Here is a 17482-nt window from a genome sequence, read left to right as displayed (position 1 = left end):
CGGAAAAGATAGCGCTATCCCCGGCAAGAAATTCAACACCCGCTTTAATAACAACAACAAACAGGAGAGACCCCCCATGTTTGGCATGTCCCACGAGTCTTACCTGCTGCTCGATGCAGTGGTCACAATCATTGGGTTGATCGTTCTGATCACCAAGTTCAAGGTGCACCCGTTCATTGCCCTGATCATCGCGGCCGGTTTCCTCGGCCTGACCTCGGGCATGCCCGTGGACAAGATCATCAAGGCATTCCAGGACGGTTTTGGCGGGGTGCTCGGCTTTGTCGGCATTATCCTCGCCCTGGGCACGATGCTCGGCAAGATGATGGCCGAGTCCGGCGGTGCCGATCAGATCGCCCAAACCCTGATCCGCGCCTTCGGCAAGGAGAAGGTCCAGTGGGCCATGATGTTCGCCGCGTTCCTGGTGGGCATCCCGCTGTTCTTCGAGATTGGCTTTGTGCTGCTGATTCCGCTGGTGTTTATCGTCGCGCGTCGTACTGGCGTATCGCTGATCAAGATTGGTATCCCGCTGCTGGCCGGCCTTTCGGCAGTACACGGCCTGGTGCCACCGCACCCGGGCCCACTGCTGGCTATCGGCGTGTTTGGCGCAGACATCGGCAAGACCATCCTCTACGGCCTGATCGTCGCGCTGCCGACCGCCATCATCGCCGGCCCGATCTTCGGTACGTTTATCGCCAAGTACATTCCGGGCAATCCGTCCCAGGAGTTGGTCGATCAACTGGCCCGTGAATCGGAGCACAAAAACCTGCCGAGCTTCAGCGTGACCCTGATCACCGTGCTGCTGCCGGTGTTCCTGATGCTGCTCAAGACCTTCGCTGACATCGCGTTGCCGGACGGCCATGCCATCCGCAACTGGATGGACATGATCGGTCACCCGATTACTGCCTTGTTGCTGGCGTTGCTGCTGTCGCTGTACACCTTCGGCCATCGCCAAGGTATCGGCTCCAAGCAAATCCTCAAGCTGCTCGACGCCAGCCTGGCGCCGACGGCCGCGATCATCCTGATCATTGGCGCTGGTGGCGGTTTCAAGCAGATGCTGGTGACCAGCGGCGTGGGTGACGTGATCGGCCATATGGCGGTGAATGCACAGATCAACCCGATTCTGCTGGCGTGGCTAGTGGCGGCGGTGATTCGCGTAGCGACCGGCTCGGCGACAGTGGCGACCATCACGGGCGCGGGCATTGTGGTACCGGTGGTGGGGATGATCCCAGGGGTCAATCGTGAGCTGCTGGTGCTGGCGACGGGGGCGGGTTCGTTGATCCTGTCTCACGTCAACGATGCGGGGTTCTGGCTGGTGAAGCAGTACTTCAACATGACCGTGGCCGAGACGTTCAAGACGTGGACGGCGATGGAGACGATTCTGTCGATCGTGGCGTTGATCTTCATCATGCTGTTGTCGCTGGTGGTGTAAGCCACACCACCAACTCTACTGAGGGAACGAGTTCAAATGTGGGAGCTGGCTTGCCTGCGATAGCGGTGTTGGATTCACCGCCGCCATCGCAGGCAAGCCAGCTCCCACATTGATTGGGTTTCTACAGGTAGTCAGGGTCAGGCTTTGGCGACTAGGCCATCCGCTCGGAACATCCCGCGAATCCCCCGCACCGCCTGGCGAATCCGGTCCTGGTTCTCGATCAGCGCAAAGCGCACGTGATCATCCCCGTACTCACCAAACCCAATCCCCGGCGACACGCACACCTTCGCTTCCAACAGCAGTTTCTTGGCAAATTCCAACGAGCCCATGGCGGCATACGCCTCGGGGATCTTCGCCCAGACGTACATCGACGCCTTCGGGTTTTCTACCATCCAGCCCAGTTCGTGCAAGCCTTTGACCAGCACGTTGCGGCGCTGACGGTACTGCTCGGCGATGTCCTTCACGCACTGCTGATCGCCTTCCAATGCCGCAATGGCAGCGACTTGCAGTGGGGTGAACGTGCCGTAGTCGTGATAGCTCTTGATGCGCGCCAGGGCGTTGACCAGTTCCGGGTTACCCACCATGAAACCGATGCGCCAGCCGGCCATGTTGTAGCTCTTGGACAGGGTGAAAAACTCCACCGCAATGTCCTTGGCGCCCGGCACCTGCATGATCGACGGGGCTTTCCAGCCGTCATAGACGATGTCGGCGTAGGCCAGGTCGTGGATCACCAGCACGTCGTACTGCTTGGCCAGGGCGATCACGCGTTCGAAGAAGTCCAGCTCCACGCACTGCGCGGTAGGGTTGGACGGAAAGCCCAGGATCATCATCTTCGGCTTGGGGATCGAGCCACGAATCGCCCGTTCCAGTTCGGCGAAGAAGTCCACGCCGGGCACCAGCGGCACCGACCGCACCTGGGCGCCGGCAATCACGGCACCGTAGATGTGGATCGGGTAGCTTGGGTTCGGCACCAGCACGGTATCGCCCTGGTCCAGGGTGGCCAGCATCAAGTGCGCCAGGCCTTCCTTGGAACCGATGGTGACGATGGCTTCCGACTCGGGGTCGATGTCCACTTCATAACGGTCCTTGTACCAGCGCGAAATGGCGCGGCGCAGGCGCGGAATGCCTTTGGACGTGGAGTAGCCGTGGGTGTCTTCGCGCTGGGCGACCTGGACGAGTTTTTCGACAATGTGCGGCGGTGTAGCACCGTCGGGGTTACCCATGCTCAAGTCGATGATGTCTTCGCCGCGCCGACGCGCAGCCATCTTCAGCTCGGCAGTGATATTGAAAACGTAAGGGGGGAGTCGATCTATGCGCGCAAAGCGGCGCGGCGAACCTTGGTCTGCCATTGTTGCCTCGGAGTACGTAAGCGCCCGGAACCGTCCGAGCGACGTCGGCCACTGCGGTGGCCTGCGGGGCAGACAATACGGTCGATGATGGCCTGTTGTCCAGATGCGTAGGAAAAATTTCTGCATGGAGCGCGGGGCGGTTATGCCCCTATACTCGATGCGGGTTTGTTCCCTCATAAGAAGGAGACTGTTCGTATGGATCAGCAGACAAAACAACCGTTGGAGCCACGCATGGAAGCCGGTAAAGCCCTGGTGATCGCCGGGGTGCAAGGGCGCTATTCGAAGGCCACCGTGGGCGATATCCCAAAATTGTGGGAGTTGTTCGATACCTGCATCAGGGACATTAAGAAGCGCGTCGGCGGCGTGACGTATGGTGTTTGCCATAACCCCAAGCATGGCGAATTCGACTACATGGCCGGTGTAGAGGTCCCCACCAAGGGCGACGTGCCGAGCAACTTCGAATGCATCGAGATCCCGCCGCTCAACTATGCCGTGTTCCCGCATTACGGGCCGGTTCAGGCGCTTGAGCAAACGTACGAGCGCATCATGTTCGAATGGCTGCCGCACTCGGGCTACAAGGTGATGGGCGCGGATTTCGAGCGTTATAGCGCGGATTTCGACGCGCACAAGGGCACCGGGACGGTGGAAATCTGGTTGCCGGTGGGCGAAAGAGGTTGAACCCGCTCTTTGTAGGAGCCGGCAAGCCGGCTCCTACAGCTGTATCAGTACAACGTGTTTCTGACCCGCTCCGGCATCTCCCGGTCATACGCCTCGGCATCAAACTGCCCATCATTGAGCCGCTTGTGAAACGCCCCCGCCGACGGTAACGCCGAGCGGTCCAGGTGCTTTTCGGGGTTCCAGCAGTCCGAGCGCACAAAAGCCTTGGAGCAGTGAAAAAACGCGGCCTCCACTTGCACCAGAATCACCGACCGCGCCGGTTTGCCATTCACCGCAAAACTTTCCAGCAACTGCGGCTCGATGGAAATCTGCGCCCGGCCGTTTACGCGCAAAGTCTCGCCAATGCCTGGGATGATGAACAGCAAGGCGATCCGCGGGTCCTGCACCAAATTGCGCAACGTATCCACGCGGTTATTCCCGGGCCGATCCGGAATCGCCAAAGTGCGTTCATCCACAATCCGCACAAACCCCGGTACATCCCCGCGGGGTGAACCGTCGATGCCGTCCGGCCCTGATGAACTCACCACCACCAGCGGCGAAGCTCGCACCATGGCTTGGTAATCCTCGTTGAGAAACGGGATTTCCTTGCGCACCGCGCGCTCGTGGGGGAGGCCGTAGAGGGTTTCGAGTTGTTCGAGGCTTGTCAGCATGGAGTCACCTTGTCCTTGGATGAGTAAGGGCGCGCGTTCAAGCGCCCAAGATGTGTTGATAATCCAGAGCAGAGATTATTGAGACGCATGGTGCGCAGTTGGGTGCCGAGTCGTTGAGCAATTACAGAAGCATCCATGTCTCGTATTCATTACTTGACGGTAGGTAAGTGATGCATACGTTACATTTTAAGTGCGTCAAGAACACCCTGGTCAAAGGCCCACCTCAGCCTCCGTTCATACCCAATCCGCCCCTTATATGCCTCCCCGCTGTCTACCCACCCAGCCCGCAGATACAACCCCATCGCCGCCACATTGTCCGCGTCCACCGACAACTCCAGCCCCTTGATCTGCGGCCACGCCTGCAATGCCGCTGCGGGCAGCGCCTGCAGGCAGGCCTTGCCGAATCCGCGGCCTTGCTGGTGTTGATCCACCTGCAATGCATGCAAGGTCGCGCTGTGTTCGTCGGCCCAGTGGGGCAGGCAAGGTGGGCGTTTGAGCAGGAGGAAGGCCACGGGCGTTTCATCGGCAAGCAGGGCGAAGCCTTTGATCGCGGTAGGGTGAGGGTTGACCAGCAGGCTGTTCAGCGCACAGTAGAGATCACCGGAGTACGCCAGTTGCTCGGGATGCACTTGTAGGGAGTTGAGCTGCTGTTTCTGCACAAGGCTCAGCGTCTCATAGAGGGCGAGGCGGGTTTCCATCGGGGACGTATCCGAAATCCTACAAAGAGGCGTGGATTCTAGCGGGTTTGCCGGGGCGACATTATTTTTAAGCGGCTTGTCGATTTCCCGAAGCGCCATTCGACTAAGGGTGTCTTTCGTGATTTTCCACCCAAAAGGAGTATCGCCATGAGCACTGCCATCCACACCCTGATCGATCAATGGAAGCAAGCCGTACTTGCCCGGGATATCGACAAGATTGTCAGCTATTACGCCGACGATATCGTCTCATTCGACGCCGTGTCTGCGTTGCAATTCAAAGGCAAGGCCGCCTACCGCGCCCACTGGGAGGAGTGCATGAAACACTGCCCTGGCCCGGGTATTTTCGAGTTTCATGAGCTGCGCATCGTCGAAGCCCCAGAGAGTGCATTTGCCCACTGGCTGGCCCATTGCGGCGGTGCCGGGCCGGATGGCGTGGTGAAGGCGTGCTGGATGCGCGTGACTGCCGGTTACCAACGCATCGATGGCCAATGGAAGGTGGTGCATGAGCATTGGTCGGCACCTTTCGACATGGAAAGCGGAAGCGCTTTGTTCGAGCTGAAACCTTGAGCACGACGAACTATAGTCAGTAGTCCGAAAACGGAGACGCACATGAAATACCTCTGCCTGATCTACAGCAACGAACAGGTGTTGCACACCGACCCGGACAGTCCCAAAGACCCGGAGTGCTTCGCCTATGCCCAGGTCGTTCAGGCCAGCGGGCGCATGCTGGCCGCCGAGCCGCTGGAGTCCGTGAGCGCCGCTACCACCGTGCGTCTGCGCAATGGCAAGTTGTCGATCACCGACGGGCCGTTTGCCGAAACCAAGGAGCAGCTGGCCGGGTTCTACCTGATCGAGGCCAAGGACCTGAACGATGCGATCCAGGTGGCTGGTGGGATTCCGGCGGCGCGGGTCGGCAGTGTGGAAGTGCGTCCCGTGCGTGAATTGAATCTCTGATCATCACAATCATAAGAACCCAAGAGGATAAGCGATGAGCACCCCTGCACCTTTCGAACTGTCCATCAGCCGCTTGATCGACGCCCCGCGCAGCCGAGTCTTCCGTGCCTGGACCACGCCCGAGCTGTTGCAACAATGGTGGGGGCCGCATGGTATGACCACCCCTGAGTGCGAAATGAACCTGTGGGTCGGTGGCCTGTTTCGTACCCTCATGCGCGCCCCGGATGGCAGTGAATACCCAACCCAGGGCGTATTCCTGGAGATTGATGCGCCCAACCGCTTGGTATTTACCGACGCTTTTACACCTGGTTGGATTCCCTCGGGCAAACCCTTCATGACCGCCGAAGTCATCTTCGAGGAGGTCGACGGTAAAACCCGCTACACCGCTCGCGCCATGCACTGGAACGCTGAGGATAAACAGGCCCACGAAGCCATGGGGTTTCACGATGGCTGGGGGCAGAGCCTGGACCGCCTGGTGACGCTGGTGACCCAGGGCATGACCGATTGACGCCAGCCATCGAGGCGATCTACCGCAGCGAATCACGGCGCGTACTGGCGACGCTGATTCGCTTGCTCGGTGATTTCGACTTGGCGGAGGAAGCCCTGCACGAAGCGTTTTTCGTCGCGGTGCAGCGTTGGTCACAGGACGGTGTGCCGGACAATCCCTACGCGTGGCTGGTCTCCACCGGCCGTTTCAAAGCCATCGACCGCCTGCGCCGGCAGGCGCGTTTTACCCCGTTACTGCAGGAGCAGGCCGACGCGCTGGAAACAGCGCACTGGAGTGATGAGGACGTGGAGGACGACCGCCTGCGCCTGATCTTCACCTGCTGCCACCCAGCGCTGGCGTCCGATGCCCAGGCGGCGCTGACCTTGCGTGAGATCTGTGACCTTACTACCGAAGAGATCGCCCACGCTTTTCTGGCTACGCCCACCACCATTGCCCAGCGTATCGTGCGCGCCAAGGGCAAGATCCGTGACGCGAAAATCCCCTACCAGGTGCCGTCCCTGGCCGAGTTGCCGGAACGTCTCGACAGCGTATTGCGCGTGGTTTATCTGGTGTTCAACGAAGGCTATTCAGCCTCCATGGGGGCGGACCTCACCCGGGAAGACCTGACTCGCGAAGCCATCCGCCTGGCTCGCCTGCTGCTGGAGCTGTTGCCGGAGCCTGAAGTCATGGGCTTGCTGGCGCTGATGTTGTTGCACGAATCTCGTCGAGCGGCGCGTACTTCGGCCAGTGGTGAGTTGGTGTTGTTGTATGAACAGGATCGCGGTTTGTGGGACGCGTCCTTGATCGCTGAAGGCTGCGCGCTGGTGGAACAGGCGCTGACCACGGGTCGTTTCGGGCCGTATTGCCTGCAAGCGGCGATTGCCGCGGTGCATGCTGAAGCGGCCAGCGCCGGGGAAACCGACTGGTTGCAGATTGTCGGGCTTTACGATGTGTTACTTCGGGAAGTGCCGTCGCCCGTGATTGAGCTGAACCGCGCCGTAGCCGTGGCGATGTGGCAAGGGCCGCTGGCCGGGTTGAGGTTGGTGGAGGGCATTTTGCAGCGCGGTGAGTTGCTGGATTATCACTTGGCACATGCGGCGCAGGGGGAGTTTTGCCGACAGTTGGGACGCATCGAAGAAGCGCATGCGGCTTACGAAAAGGCCTTGTCATTGACCCAGCAAGTGCCGGAAAAACGCTTCATCGAGCGACGCCTGGCCGAACTCAAACTCCCCAGGCAGTGAAGGCTGGGGGACTTGAACGCTATTCGAGGATTTTCTTCAACATCCAACTGCCTGCCGGGCCGGGTGGGTGTTGGCGCGACCACAATGCATCCACCGCCACCGAGCGTGGCCAACTGCGCACGTTGAGCTCAACCAGCCCGACGTCGGCAAAGCGCTCTACCATCCAGCGGGGCAGCGCCGCCCAACCGAAACCCAATTGGGCCATTTCCATCAGCATCAGAAAGCTCGGCGCCGACCACACGCGGCCGGTGGCGCGGGTTTCATTGGGGTTGATGATACTCGCCAGGCGCAGTTCGCGGTGCTGCTGCAACACCCGTTGGTCGATGTTCTCCAGGCTGGCCAGCGGGTGGGTGGGTGCGACGAACAGGGCGAGTTCGGCGTGCTCTGCGACGGGCGCACGGCTCAGGTCAGGCGGGTAAACCTCCTGGGCCTCAATGAAGGCAATCTGCGCGCGGCCGCTTTGCACAAGGTCGATCAAGTCTTCGCACTCGGCAATCAGCCATTCCAGTTCCAGGTCCGGGTAGCGTTGTTCGAAGGCTTTGAGGGCGAGTTCGAAACGTTCGGACTGGTAGGTATCGGACATGGCGATACTCAGCTTCGGTTCCAACCCCTGGGCCAGTTGATTGGCGGCCATCTCCAGGCGACTGCTGGCTTCCAGCACCTGCTCGGCACGTTGCAACAGCACATGGCCTGCGGGCGTCAGCGTGGGCTTGCGGCTGCTGCGGTCGAACAGCACCACATCCAGGTCAATTTCCAGGCTCGCCACGGCCGCACTGACAGTGGACTGGCTCTTGCCCAGCTTGCGCGCCGCTGCGGAAAACGAGCCTTGGGTGGCCGCTTGGACAAACGCCTGCAGCACTTCATTGGACGCCATGACTATCGCCTTTGTCGATGGTTACTGGTTATGAAGTATCGAGCAGAGGGGTGATTATGGCAACCATCGTCATTCACGGAGCACGGGTTATGCACCCTACCAAGTCGATTACTGAACGTGTTGGCCAAGCCCTGGGGTTTGAGGGGTTGGCATTGTTGATCTGTACACCGCTGTTGGTGTGGATCACCGGCAGGCCGGCCCTGGAAATGGGCGCGGTGACCTTGGGCATCAGCCTGTTGGCGCTGACCTGGAACGTTATTTTCAACAGCTTGTTCGACCGCCTCAAAGCGCGCCTGCAACTGACCAGCGGCGGCGGGACCCGCGTAGTGCACGCGCTGCTGTTTGAAGGTGGCCTGATTCTCATGGCGGTGCCGCTGATTGCCCTGCTGATGAAGACCAGCCTGTTGGAGGCCTTCATCCTCGACATCGGTGTGTTGCTGTTCTTCCTGCCGTACACCTATGTGTATCACTGGGGGTATGACGTTATTCGGGAAAAAATCGTCAGCAAAAACGCTATCCAGTCGCGGAACGAGCAACGCAGCGGCGTTTGAGCCTTACAGAAACATGCCGCCCGAGGCCTCGATGCGCTGGCCGGTGATCCAGTTGCTGCCATCGGCCAGCAAGATGGAAATGGCCCCACCGATATCGTCCGGCAAGCCGGCGCGGCCCAGGGCGGTGTTGTTGGCGACCATGGCGTTCAAGCCCGTGTTGTCGCGTACGGCACCACCGCCGAAATCGGTTTCGATGGCGCCGGGTGCCAGGATGTTCACGGTGATGCCACGCCCACCCAGTTCCTTGGCCTGATAGCGGGTGAGTACTTCCATCGCACCTTTTGTAGCTGCATACGCCGCATATCCCGGCAGGCTGAACCGCGCCAGGCCGCTGGAGATATTGATGATGCGCCCGCCATCGCTGATCAGCGGCAGCAGTTTCTGAGTGAGGAAAAATGGCGCCTTGAAGTGGATCGCCACCATTTGGTCGAACTGTGCTTCGGTGGTTTCGGCAAAGCTGGCGTGGGCACCAATGCCGGCGTTGTTGATCAGAAAGTCGAAGTGATCCTGTGCGAAAACATCTTTGAGCACGCTGGTGACTTCACCGACGAAGCCGTCGAACGTGTCACTGCGGCTTACGTCCAGCTGCAACATGGCGGCGCGGCCGCCCAAGGCCTTAACGTGTTCGACGACGGCCTGGGCTTCGCCGGCGGCGCTGTGGTAGGTGCCGATGATGTCGACGCCTTGTGCCGCCAAGTGCAGCGCGGCGCTTTTACCCAGGCCGCGGCTGGCGCCGGTGATCAGTGCGATTTTACGGGTCATGATGAAGGTCCACTCGGTTGATAGTGGAATCGAGTGTATTTGTCCGCTGATAACGTGATAAACAGGGCTTAACCGGAATCACTGGCCGGATAAGGCGAACAATCCCATGAATAAGCTTGAGCTGTTGCGCACCTTTGTGCGTGTCACCGAATTGTCGAGTTTCACCCAGGCGGGCGAGAGCCTGGGCTTGCCGCGCTCCACGGTGTCCGAACATGTGCAGGCCCTGGAAGAACTGCTCGGCACGCGCTTGCTGCAACGCACCACGCGCAAGGTGCAGGCGACCCAGGATGGCCGGGTGTTGTATGAGCGCAGCAAGGATTTGCTGTCGCACATGGACGAATTGGAAGGGCTGTTTCGCCAGGATGAAGCACAACTCTCCGGACGTATTCGTGTGGACATGCCCAACGTCATGGCACGGGAGTTGATCCTGCCGCGCCTGCCGGAATTCATGGATGCACACCCGCTGATCGAGCTGGAAATCAGCAGCACCGACCGTCAGGTCGACCTGCTTGCCGAAGGTTTTGATTGCGTGATTCGGGTAGGCGCGCAGCCGGACCAGACGGTGGTGGCGCGCTTGTTGTGCAGCATGCCGATGATCAACTGTGCGAGTGCGGCGTACCTGCAACGGCATGGCGTGCCCACGACCCTGGCCGACCTGGCACACCACCAATTGGTGCATTACGTACGGCCCCTGGGTGCGCGTTCGGCCGGTTTTGAATACCAGCAGGGCAACAAGGTACACCGGGTGCCCATGGCCGGGCGGATCACGGTCAACAGTACCGATGCGTATCGAGTGGTGTGCCTGGGCGGTTTCGGTATTACCCAAGTGCCCGCCCTGGGCATTCGCGATTTGCTGGCCAGTGGCGAATTGGTTGCGCTGTTGCCCGACTACCCGGCACCACCCTTGGATGTGTCGTTGCTGTATGCCGGCCAACGGCATTTACCTCGGCGGGTGCGGGTGTTCATGGATTGGCTGGCCGGTCTTTTGCAGTCCCATCTTTAACGCCGCGCCGATAGCTGCTGCGGCGCCAGGAAGGCGTCGTGGAAGTAATCCCGGAACGCCTGCATCGCCGGGGTGAACGCCCGCTCGCGGTGCCAAGCCAGGCCGACGCTCATGGGGGGAACCGGGTCGGTGACGGTCAGGGTCTCAATGCGCTTGCCTTCCAGGGACCAGGGCCGGTGCACCAGGTCTGACAGAATCGCCACGCCGCTGCCGTTGGCGACCATGCTGCGCACCGCCTCCACCGAACTGGTGCGTAGCCGCACCCTGGGCGTTTGCCCGGCCTGTTCCCAGTAGCGCATGGCACTGTGTTCGGCCTCGTCGACGGTGAGCAGAATGTAGGGTTCCTGCGCCACATCCGTAAGGCTCACGGCGCCGCGTTCGCACAGTGGGTGATGGCTTGGCAGCCATAGGCGGCGTTCTGAGTTGAACAGGATTTCGGAGACGATATCCGGGTGAGTGAGGTTGGCGGTGAGTACCACGGCCATGTCGAACTGGCCGTCGAGCAGGCCCTGTTCGATGGCCTGGCGTTCCTGTTCGAAGACCTCGATGGTCACGTCCGGGTGCCAGTGTTCCATGCGTTGCAGGTGGTGGGGCAGAAAGTAACCCAACACTGTGTAGCTGGCGGCCACCCGCAGCACACCGCTGGCGCGGTAGTCGGGCAAAGGGCTGTTCAGTGCATCCTCCACGCTGCGCACGATGACATAGGCGCGGTTGAGGAAGTGCCGCCCGGCGTCGGTGAGGTTCATGCCCTGGGCCGAGCGCACGAACAATTGCACGCCGAGCATGGCTTCCAATTCCTTGATCGCCGTGGTCACCGCCGACTGGGAAATGTTCAGGTGAATCGCCGCCTGGGAAATCTGGCCGATCTCGGCGGTGGCGACAAAATAGCGGACTTGGCGCAAGGTCAGGGACATAGCGATATCTGTTTTTCAGAAGATGGGTCATCTGATAATAGATCTTCCCAAGGGGTCAAGCCCCGGCCTACTTTCCAGCATCAACTTGGAGGGAGTGACCCTGATGCAGGCAGTGGATTTCAACTCGGACATGGGCGAAGGCTTCGGCCCCTGGACCATCGGCGATGGTGTCGACGCGGAACTGATGGCCTACATCAGCTCGGCCAATATCGCCACCGGCTTTCACGCCGGCGACCCGGGCACCATGCGCCGCACCGTCGAGCGCGCCAAGCAACTGGGCGTTGCCATCGGCGCCCATCCGGGCTTTCGTGACCTGGTGGGGTTCGGTCGTCGGCACATCAACGCCCCGGCCCAGGAGTTGGTGGACGACATGCTCTACCAACTCGGCGCCCTGCGGGAAATGGCCCGTGCCCAAGGCGTGACGCTGCAACACATCAAGCCCCACGGCGCGCTGTATATGCACCTGGCCCGCGACGAAGAAGCCGCACGGTTGTTGGTGCAAAACCTGCAAATCGTCGAGCCAACCTTGCTGCTGTACTGCATGCCCAACTCAGTGATCTGGCGAGTGGCCAAGGAGTTGGGACAACCCGTGGTACGGGAGTTTTACGCCGATCGTGAATACGATCTGAGCGGCTCCATCGTGTTTACCCGCCATGTACGGGCGCTTGATCCTGCAACGGTGGCGGCACGGGTCTTGCGCGCCTGTCAGACCAACCTGGTGCGAACCGTAGAAGGCGAAGACCTGTTTATCGAGTTCGATTCCATCTGCTTGCACAGCGACACCCCTGGTGCGCTGGAGTTGGTGGAGGCCACCCGCGAAGCCTTGGACGAGGCGGGCATCATCGTCAAAACGCCACAATAAAAACGCCCGATCATTTTTTCGCCTGCCTTTCTACAATGATTCCAAGAGGAACAGACATGGCTGAAACATCCCCCATCCGCTACAGCTTCGGCGGTGATGAACACTTATTTGCCGAGGTCAGCGACAGCATGTCCTTGCAGGCGTTTTTCAAAGGCATGGCCGTGACCCGCGCCGTGGAGCGCCTGGCCCTGGAAGGCGTGCTGGATGTGTGCCTGGCCAATGCGTCGTTCCAGATCCGCTTCGACCCCGACCGCATTGCACCCCATGTGCTGCTCGACGCCGTGCAAAGCGCCGAGGCCCAAGCCGTGGCTGAACGCACCTTGCACACGCGCATCATCGAAATCCCGGTGCTCTACAACGACCCCTGGACCCATGAAACCCTGATGCGCTTTCGTGACCGTCATCAAGACCCCACGGGCACCGATCTGGAATACGCCGCACGCATCAACGGCCTGGCCGATGTGGAGGCGTTTATCGCCGCCCACAGTGGTGCGCCGTGGTTTGTGTCGATGGTGGGGTTTGTCGCGGGCTTGCCATTCATGTTTCAGATGGTCGAGCGTGAGCGGCAGTTACAGGTACCCAAGTACCTGCGCCCGCGCACTGACACACCCAAACTCACCCTGGGCCATGGTGGTTGCTTTGGCTGCATCTACTCGGTGCGCGGCGCTGGTGGCTACCAGATGTTCGGCGTGACCCCGGCGCCGATCTACGACCCGGCGCAGCAATTGGCCTATCTCAAGGAGCACATGGTGTTCTTCCGCCCGGGCGATATCGTGCAGTTCAAACCCATGGACCGCGATGCCTATGACTTGGCTGTCGCCGAAGTGGAGGCCGGCCGTTTCGACCTGCGTATCCGCCCCGTGGAGTTTTCCCTCGACGCCTTTCTCGCCGATCCCATCGGCTACCCGAAAACCCTGCAGGAGGTGTTGGCATGATCAAGGTGCTCAAACCCGGCCTGGCCACCTCTGTGCAGGATCTCGGCCGTGAAGGTTATTACCACCTGGGCATCCCGCCGTCGGGTGCACTGGACCAATATGCCCTGAGCGCGGCCAACCACCTGGTGGGCAACCCGGCCGATGCGGCGGGCTTGGAATGCACGCTGATCGGCCCGGAACTTGAGTTTCGACAGGACGCACTGGTGGCCCTCAGCGGCGCGCTGATGTCGCCGCGCCTGGATGGTGAAGTGGTGCACCAGGACACCGCTTTTCAGGTGCGTGCCGGGCAGGTGTTGCGCTTTGAGTTTCCCAGGGCTGGCGCCCGCACGTACCTGGCGGTGGCCGGTGGCATCGATGTGCCGCTGGTACTCGGCAGCCGCTCGACCTACACCCTCGGCGGGCTCGGTGGGTTTCAGGGACGGCGCTTGCAGGAGGGCGATGAGCTGTTGATTGGAGAGGCCAGTGGGCGGGGGCGGGCGGGTAACAGCTTACCGATGGCGTTGCGTCGTTCGGTCGGTGGTGATGTGACGCTGCGTGTCGTGCCCGGGCTGTATTACGAGCGACTGAGTGACGCTGCGAAAAGCAGCTTCTTTGCCGAGCCCTGGACCGTAGGTTCAGAAGCGGACCGTATCGGCTATCGCTTCAAGGGCGGCAGTGCGTTGAGCTTTCAGCCGCGGGAGCAGCCGTTTGGCGCGGGCTCGGATCCGTCGAACATTGTGGACAGTTGCTACCCGATTGGCTCGATCCAGGTGCCGGCGGGGCTGGAGCCGATTGTGCTGCATCGGGATGCGGTGTCCGGTGGGGGCTACGCGATGATCGGCACGGTGATCAGCGCCGACTTGGACTTGATCGGGCAGATGCAGCCGAACCAGCGGGCGGGGTTTGTGGCGGTGAGCCTGGAGGAGGCGCTGGAGGCACGGCGTATCTACAAAAAGCGCGTGAAGGCGATGGCTGGACTCTTCAACAACTGAATGCATGCAAATCCATGTGGGAGCTGGCTTGCCTGCGATAGCGGATTAACATTCAACAGATTTGTTGACTGATCCACCGCCATCGCAGGCAAGCCAGCTCCCACAGGTTGAACGGTGTTGGGTCAGAACAGTTTGGTGAACAGCCAGTACAGGCTGCCTGACAGCAAAATCGCTGCTGGTAATGTCAGCACCCATGCCATTAGCAGATTGCGGATGGTCTTCATCTGCAACCCACCGCCATTCGCCACCATGGTCCCTGCCACGCCAGAGGACAACACATGGGTGGTCGACACCGGCAAGCCATACATATCCGCCGCACCGATGGTCAGCATCGCCACGGTTTCCGCGGCCGCGCCCTGAGCGTAAGTCAGGTGGGTCTTGCCGATCTTTTCACCCACCGTCACCACGATGCGTTTCCAGCCGACCATGGTGCCCAGGCCCAGGGCGATAGCCACGGCGATCTTCACCCACAGCGGGATAAAGCGTGTGGAGTTGTCGATCTGGTCTTTGAACAGCTTCAGTTTGCTCTGAGTGTCGGCGTCGAAGTTGCCGACCTTGCTTTTGTCCATCAGGCGAATGGTTTCGCTGGTCAAGTACATGTCGTTACGCACGTTGCCGACAGATTCGGCGGGAACTTTGGCCAGGGAACCGTAACCTTTGACTTCATCACCGATCTGGCCGGCGAGGGCGGCGAGGGCGGGCACCAGTTCCGGCGTGGCTTCCTTGGTGCGTACGTAGGTCGAGAGAATCGGTCGCGGGTCGCCGGACAACACCTGCGGCGCGCTTTTCACCAGCGCCACTTGGGTTACTTCGGCCACCGCCGCGAACTGCACAGATTGCTCGGCGGGCATGGTGCGGTTCAGCGCATAGGCCATGGGCAGGGTGCCCACCAGGATCAGCATGATCAGGCCCATGCCCTTCTGGCCGTCGTTGGAGCCGTGGGCGAACGACACACCAGTGCAGGTGGCGATCAACATGCCGCGAATCCACCAGGGTGGCGGGGTGTCACCCTTGGGGGCCTTGTACAGCGAGCGATTTTTCACAAAGGCGCGCAGGGCCAGGAGCAGCATCGCGGCAAAGACAAAGCCGATTAGAGGCGACAGCAGCAAGGCGTAGCCGATCTTGATCGCCTGGCTCCAATCCACGCCACTGGTGCCGTCACGTCCGTGCATCAAGGCATTCGCCACGCCGACGCCGATAATCGAGCCGATCAGGGTGTGGGACGACGACGCCGGCAACCCCAGCCACCAGGTGCCGAGGTTCCACAAGATCGCCGCGATCAGCAGGGCGAAGATCATCGCGAAGCCGGCCGACGAACCGACTTGCAAAATCAACTCAACCGGCAGCAACGCAATGATGCCGAACGCCACGGCACCGCTGGAAAGCAGCACGCCGAGGAAGTTGAAAAAGCCCGACCACACCACTGCAAAATGCGGCGGTAGTGAGTTGGTGTAGATCACCGTGGCGACGGCGTTGGCGGTGTCGTGGAAGCCGTTGACGAACTCGAAGCCCAAGGCGATCAACAGCGCCACACCCAACAGCAGGAAGGGCGTCCAGGTGGTGACTACCGTGCCCAGCTCATTCATGTCATGCATCAGGCTATAGGCCGTGAACAACAGGCCCATGGCGAGCACGGCGAAGAAAATGATCACGGTCAACAGGCCGGGTTTCTTGTCCAGCCTGGGTTTGGGGGCTGCGTGTGACGCGGAGGTGGAAGCAGTCAGGGAAGGGGTGGCCATGCCGGAGCATCCAGTGTGGGGAGGATGTCGTTCATGATCATTGCAGAATGTTACAGAGATGCTGCGATATGTCAGTGTTTAGGGGATTGGGAGTGCCACCTGTCCAATAAACACCGCAGAACCCATGTGGGAGCTGGCTTGCCTGCGATAGCGGTGAATCAGTCACTGAAACGGTGGCTGTTACACAGTTATCGCAGGCAAGCCAGCTCCCACAGTAGATTTCATTTCAGGTGGAGATTGAGGTCAGTAATCTTTGCGTTTACGGAACGCCCAGCGCCCGGCGATCAAAGTAAACGTCGCCACCAACGCCACCAGGATCCAGAACCCTTCCGGGTCCGTGGAAAGCGGCACGCCGCCTACGTTCATGCCGAAAAAGCCGGCAATGATGTTGATCGGCAGCGCCAGCACCGTCACCACGGTGAGGGTAAACAGTGTGCGGTTGCTTTGCTCGTTCAAGTTGGCGGCAATTTCTTCCTGCAACAGCTTGATGCGTTCCCCGAGAGCGGTCAGGTCGTTGATGATCAGCGCAAACTCCTCGGTGGATTTGCGCAGCTCCTTCACGTCTTCTTTTTGCAGCCATTGCGGCGGGCGATTGAGCAGCCGCAACAGTGAACCCGGCTCCAGCGCCAGCAGGCGTTGCAGGCGCACCAGCACACGACGCGCGGCCCCCAGTTCGGCACGGTTGGTGGACAAGCGCGAAGACAGCAACTGGTCTTCGATATGGTCGACGCTGAGGCTGGTCTTGCGCACGATCTGCGTCAGTACTTCGCCTTGATCGCGCAACAAATGCACCAGCAATTCGAGGGGGGAGCGGAAGTGCTCACCGGCCTTGACCGACGAACGCAGCTTGTCCACCGAGTGCAACGGTTGCAGGCGCGCGCTCACCAGCAAGCGGCTGCGGGCGCACACCCACAACGTGGAAATATCCGACGAAACCATACTGCTGAAGTTGAACACCACGTCGTTGACCACCGCCAGCAAGGCCGAGTCGACGTGCTCGATACGGGTGGAGCGCGAACCTTCGTGCAGGGCCTCGAAAAACTCTTCGGGCAATGACAGGTGCGCCTGCATCCAGCGCTGGCAGGCTGCGTGGGCCAGGTTCAAATGCAGCCACAGAAACTCTTGTGGATCGTCCGGTGCCTGCAAGGCCTTGAGCGCGGTGGCCGAATCAATCTGCTCGCCCTTTTCGCCGGGTCGAAAACGAAAACCGTAAAGCAGGCCAAACAGATCGGAATCCTGATGGCCGTGGTCGATGCTGTGGTTCATGGAGGCTCGCAGAGAAAGCGCCTGTAGGACGTTTCACAGGTTCGCGTGGGCGAATCATTGCAAGGATATTTGACAATTTTGTGACCGTTTAAGGTTTGCGCGACGCTTCAAGACACTTT

General features: G+C 60.4%; 19 protein-coding genes. 11 read left to right on the top strand and 8 right to left on the bottom strand.

Annotation, left to right across the window (positions count from 1 at the left end; all coding sequences use genetic code 11):
- The first annotated feature begins 76 nt into the window (after positions 1–76).
- Entirely contained in the window at positions 77–1429 is a 1353-nt protein-coding gene (locus tag AC07V4_RS17590; protein ID WP_492637827.1) for a GntP family permease, read from the top strand.
- A 137-nt stretch (positions 1430–1566) separates the two neighbouring features.
- Here the strand turns inward: AC07V4_RS17590 and alaC are convergent, their stop codons facing one another.
- Positions 1567–2778 (bottom strand): alanine transaminase, encoded by a 1212-nt coding sequence (gene alaC, locus AC07V4_RS17585; protein ID WP_492637826.1) that lies wholly within the window; start codon positions 2776–2778, stop codon positions 1567–1569.
- Positions 2779–2973: 195 nt separating this feature from the next.
- Here alaC and AC07V4_RS17580 point away from each other — a divergent pair, with 195 nt between their 5' ends.
- A complete protein-coding gene (locus AC07V4_RS17580) occupies positions 2974–3456 on the top strand; it encodes a GyrI-like domain-containing protein (RefSeq protein WP_492637825.1) in 483 nt (160 codons plus the stop codon).
- A 44-nt stretch (positions 3457–3500) separates the two neighbouring features.
- On the opposite strand, the gene AC07V4_RS17575 is transcribed toward AC07V4_RS17580, so the two are convergent.
- Positions 3501–4106: a pyridoxamine 5'-phosphate oxidase family protein gene (locus tag AC07V4_RS17575; protein WP_492637824.1), complete on the bottom strand. Its 606-nt coding sequence runs from the start codon at positions 4104–4106 to the stop codon at positions 3501–3503.
- A 179-nt stretch (positions 4107–4285) separates the two neighbouring features.
- Entirely contained in the window at positions 4286–4804 is a 519-nt protein-coding gene (locus AC07V4_RS17570; RefSeq protein WP_492637823.1) for a GNAT family N-acetyltransferase, read from the bottom strand.
- Between the two features lie 147 nt (positions 4805–4951).
- On the opposite strand from AC07V4_RS17570, the gene AC07V4_RS17565 reads away from it, so the two are divergent.
- Genes AC07V4_RS17565 through AC07V4_RS17550 form a run of 4 tightly spaced genes read left to right on the top strand, consistent with a single transcriptional unit; the run spans position 4952 to position 7486 of the window.
- On the top strand, positions 4952–5371 hold the full coding sequence (locus AC07V4_RS17565; protein WP_492637822.1) for a YybH family protein: 420 nt from the start codon (positions 4952–4954) through the stop codon (positions 5369–5371).
- A gap of 42 nt (positions 5372–5413) precedes the next feature.
- On the top strand, positions 5414–5758 hold the full coding sequence (locus AC07V4_RS17560; protein ID WP_492637821.1) for a YciI family protein: 345 nt from the start codon (positions 5414–5416) through the stop codon (positions 5756–5758).
- Positions 5759–5792: 34 nt separating this feature from the next.
- Entirely contained in the window at positions 5793–6266 is a 474-nt protein-coding gene (locus AC07V4_RS17555) for an SRPBCC family protein (RefSeq protein WP_431750464.1), read from the top strand.
- Complete coding sequence (locus AC07V4_RS17550) at positions 6263–7486, top strand: RNA polymerase sigma factor (protein ID WP_492637820.1); 1224 nt, start codon at positions 6263–6265, stop codon at positions 7484–7486. The genes AC07V4_RS17555 and AC07V4_RS17550 overlap by 4 nt, the downstream gene beginning before the upstream one ends.
- 19 nt (positions 7487–7505) lie before the next feature.
- Here AC07V4_RS17550 and AC07V4_RS17545 read toward each other — a convergent pair whose 3' ends face one another.
- Complete coding sequence (locus AC07V4_RS17545) at positions 7506–8360, bottom strand: LysR family transcriptional regulator (RefSeq protein ID WP_431750466.1); 855 nt, start codon at positions 8358–8360, stop codon at positions 7506–7508.
- Between the two features lie 89 nt (positions 8361–8449).
- Here AC07V4_RS17545 and AC07V4_RS17540 point away from each other — a divergent pair, with 89 nt between their 5' ends.
- Positions 8450–8911, top strand: a complete 462-nt coding sequence (locus tag AC07V4_RS17540) for a multidrug/biocide efflux PACE transporter (protein WP_492637819.1) — start codon at positions 8450–8452, stop codon at positions 8909–8911.
- A gap of 3 nt (positions 8912–8914) precedes the next feature.
- Here AC07V4_RS17540 and AC07V4_RS17535 read toward each other — a convergent pair whose 3' ends face one another.
- Complete coding sequence (locus AC07V4_RS17535; RefSeq protein ID WP_492637818.1) at positions 8915–9673, bottom strand: SDR family NAD(P)-dependent oxidoreductase; 759 nt, start codon at positions 9671–9673, stop codon at positions 8915–8917.
- Positions 9674–9779: 106 nt separating this feature from the next.
- Here AC07V4_RS17535 and AC07V4_RS17530 point away from each other — a divergent pair, with 106 nt between their 5' ends.
- Positions 9780–10676, top strand: coding sequence for a LysR family transcriptional regulator (locus tag AC07V4_RS17530; protein ID WP_492637817.1), 897 nt, complete (start codon positions 9780–9782; stop codon positions 10674–10676).
- On the opposite strand, the gene AC07V4_RS17525 is transcribed toward AC07V4_RS17530, so the two are convergent.
- On the bottom strand, positions 10673–11590 hold the full coding sequence (locus AC07V4_RS17525) for a LysR family transcriptional regulator (protein ID WP_431750470.1): 918 nt from the start codon (positions 11588–11590) through the stop codon (positions 10673–10675). The two genes, AC07V4_RS17530 and AC07V4_RS17525, sit on opposite strands and share 4 nt — an antisense overlap.
- 103 nt (positions 11591–11693) lie before the next feature.
- Between AC07V4_RS17525 and AC07V4_RS17520 the strand changes: the two genes are divergently transcribed.
- Genes AC07V4_RS17520 through AC07V4_RS17510 form a run of 3 tightly spaced genes read left to right on the top strand, consistent with a single transcriptional unit; the run spans position 11694 to position 14358 of the window.
- Positions 11694–12452 (top strand): 5-oxoprolinase subunit PxpA, encoded by a 759-nt coding sequence (locus AC07V4_RS17520; RefSeq protein ID WP_431750471.1) that lies wholly within the window; start codon positions 11694–11696, stop codon positions 12450–12452.
- 56 nt (positions 12453–12508) lie between these two features.
- On the top strand, positions 12509–13387 hold the full coding sequence (locus tag AC07V4_RS17515; protein ID WP_492637816.1) for a 5-oxoprolinase subunit B family protein: 879 nt from the start codon (positions 12509–12511) through the stop codon (positions 13385–13387).
- A complete protein-coding gene (locus AC07V4_RS17510; protein ID WP_492637815.1) occupies positions 13384–14358 on the top strand; it encodes a 5-oxoprolinase subunit C family protein in 975 nt (324 codons plus the stop codon). Before AC07V4_RS17515 ends, AC07V4_RS17510 begins: the two co-directional genes overlap by 4 nt.
- 122 nt (positions 14359–14480) lie before the next feature.
- Here the strand turns inward: AC07V4_RS17510 and AC07V4_RS17505 are convergent, their stop codons facing one another.
- Positions 14481–16097 (bottom strand): inorganic phosphate transporter, encoded by a 1617-nt coding sequence (locus tag AC07V4_RS17505; RefSeq protein WP_492637814.1) that lies wholly within the window; start codon positions 16095–16097, stop codon positions 14481–14483.
- A 243-nt stretch (positions 16098–16340) separates the two neighbouring features.
- A complete protein-coding gene (locus AC07V4_RS17500; protein WP_431753206.1) occupies positions 16341–17363 on the bottom strand; it encodes a transporter in 1023 nt (340 codons plus the stop codon).
- Positions 17364–17482: the final 119 nt, after the last annotated feature.

This window comes from Pseudomonas sp. GW821-FHT03A09, assembly GCF_059421065.1.
The sequence above is the reverse complement of the archived record's forward strand: the minus strand, read 5'-3'. Positions and strand labels throughout refer to the sequence as shown.